Origin of the sequence: Burkholderia sp. JPY481, assembly GCF_038900515.1 — a bacterium.
Classification (GTDB): Bacteria; Pseudomonadota; Gammaproteobacteria; order Burkholderiales; family Burkholderiaceae; genus Paraburkholderia; species Paraburkholderia youngii.
The window spans coordinates 1-2,500 of sequence record NZ_JAYMRT010000085.1; the positions used below are offsets into that span (position 1 = coordinate 1).

General features: G+C 53.7%; 2 protein-coding genes and 1 pseudogene. All 3 read left to right on the top strand.

The window, feature by feature from the left end; genetic code table 11:
* A pseudogene (locus VSR82_RS39665) lies at positions 1 to 451 on the top strand (hypothetical protein); the annotation flags it as partial.
* A gap of 213 nt (positions 452 to 664) precedes the next feature.
* Positions 665 to 1,828: an O-acetylhomoserine aminocarboxypropyltransferase/cysteine synthase family protein gene (locus VSR82_RS39670; RefSeq protein ID WP_498858890.1), complete on the top strand. Its 1,164-nt coding sequence runs from the start codon at positions 665 to 667 to the stop codon at positions 1,826 to 1,828.
* A 97-nt stretch (positions 1,829 to 1,925) separates the two neighbouring features.
* Positions 1,926 to 2,405 (top strand): fatty acid desaturase, encoded by a 480-nt coding sequence (locus tag VSR82_RS39675; protein ID WP_498858889.1) that lies wholly within the window; start codon positions 1,926 to 1,928, stop codon positions 2,403 to 2,405.
* Positions 2,406 to 2,500: the final 95 nt, after the last annotated feature.

Sequence of the window (2,500 nt, forward strand, 5' to 3'; positions counted from 1 at the left end):
TTGCACTGCAGCTTCCTTGAACTCCGCCGTGTACACCTGGTGCGGTACCTTAAACATTTCTTCTTTCCTTCCTTTCGGTCGAGTTTATACCCGACCTGCCGGAAGGCGAAATTTCAGGGGAAGCTCACGCGCAACTGGGCCATACGCCTCTCCATTGTTGGACCCGCGGGATCGATCGCCGGTATGCCTTGCGCTGACGGCACGCGATATCGTTCGTACGCAAGAAGATCTCGATGCGCTGTACGCCCATCTCGTGGAGTACAACCTCTACATCTATACCAAACTGCATCTTCCGACACGCAGTTTCAGGATCGGGTGCATGGGATGTATTGATCCGATGTGGATCCGCCTGCTGGGAATAGCATTTGAAGACTTTTTTTCAGCTTCATTCGATGAATCCGGAAGCCACCCGGGCCGCCGTATAACCGACTTATGGAAAAAGGCCATTTGACATGTCAAGAAACAATGCCAACGCCGAAATGAACCGCGAGACGTCACTTCTACACGCTGGCTATCGTCATGACCCCGTCACCAAAGCGGTGTCTGTACCGATTTATCAATCTACCGCCTATGAACTTGACGGCGATCTTGAAAAATTGCCGATATCTACAACGTCCGACAAGATGGGTTCACGTATAGCAGGATCATCAACCCTACAACGCGCATCCTCGAGAAGCGATTCGCTGCAGTAGAGGGTGCGAGCGACGCCCTGGCGGTAGCCTCAGGGCAGTCCGCAACCTTTCTCGCTATCGCTAACCTGTGCAGCGGAAGGCCAGGCGATAACGTTGTCGCATCGAAGTATCTATATGGCAATACGTGGAATCTGCTCTTCAATACATTCAAACGATTGGGTATCGAGGCACGATCTGCGGATCCACGAGACGTAACATCGTTCGAGCGGATGTTGGACGACAGGACGATTGCTATGTTTGGAGAGACGTTTTCCAATCCGTGCCTTGTCCCGTTGCCTGTTCCGGCGCTGGTGGAAATCGGTGAGCGGCGCGGGATTCCTGTTATTGTAGATAACACGACAACCCCTTTGATTTGCCGTCCGAAAGCTCTGGGCGCGGATATCTCCACGTATTCCGCGACAAAGTATCTATGCGGCCACGGAACGACACTTGGCGGACTGATTGTCGATAACGGAAGCTTCGCGTTTGACGACGCGGGCCGCTTTCCGTTGTTCAACGACGGAGATGAAGCGCATGGCGACATCCTCTGGAAAGAAGCTGTTCTGAAACTTGGCGATCTTGGCGCAAGTCCCTATTTGCTTAAATCCCGGATGACTTGGCTTCGTGACACCGGCGCCGCGATCAGTCCCCTCGCCAGCTTTCAGCTGATACAAGGACTCGAAACCCTTCATCTGCGCATGCAGCGGCATTGCGAAAATGCCGTCGCGGTTGCGGAGTTCCTTAACGCCCATCCGAAGGTCGCACGTGTCTCATATCCATCACTGTCGTCAGGATACGAACGTGAGCTTGTCGACGAGTTAGTTGACGCTCGCTCACTGTCGTCAGGATACGAACGTGAGCTTGTCGACGAGTTAGTTGACGCTCGCGTCGGCTACGGCGCAATGATTATGTTTGAACTGGGCGATGAAGCGGCAGGGCGAAGATTCATAACCAACATCGAGCTAATGTACCACGTATCGAATGTCGGTGACGCGCGAACGTTGGTCACGCATCCCGTTTCGACAACGCACACAACGGTTCCCAAGGAAAAGCGCGAGGCCGCTGGTATTTTCGACGGTTCGATTCGGCTTTGCGTTGGCATTGAGAACATTGATGATATCGTCGCCGATCTTCAACGCGGACTTGACGCTGTCTGACGTCGATCTTTCTGGGAGGGAATTTGATCATGGAAATTTATGACGCTTGGCAATTGCGAGGCAAACGTTTCACCACCTGGCGATTCTCGCGCGACATATGCGAGAGCTGTCCGAATTGAGGCCAGATAATTTGACCGGCGCACTTTACATTGTGAAGGACTATCTTGTCATTCTTGCGTGTGCTTATGCGACGATACGAATCTCGTGGTGGCTCTACCCGCTTGCAGTACTCATAATCGGCGCTCAACAACGCGGACTGACAACTATCGCGCATGATGCCGCGCACCGGACGCTTGCCAGGAGCACCGGATGGAACTACGTGCTCGGCATCGTCTTCGCCGCATATCCTGTTTTTCAGCGGCACTGGGCTTATCGCTACTCGCATGTTCATCTGCACCATCCATATCTCGGCGACCCTGAAAGGGATCCTGACCTGAAGTTCTTTATATCATCGGGCGTGTATGATGTGCGCCCGCCACGTGAATACGCGTTTGCCATTGTCTGGAAAGCGATGTTTGGCGGAGCGACGGTACGCTATCTCAAGTATCTATGGTCCGCCCCAGTTTTGCAACCCTGACGCTTGATGCTGTGTTGGCTTGCTCGAATCTATCCGGCGTCGTTGTGGGGACTGTTCCCCGCGCCTCGATGAAGTTCGCGCCCGCGGCCCCCATG

Coding starts and splice junctions, on each gene's coding strand:
- VSR82_RS39675 (WP_498858889.1), top strand. CDS start 1,926: ATGCGAGAGCTGTCCGAATTGAGGCCAGATAATTTGACCGGCGCACTT.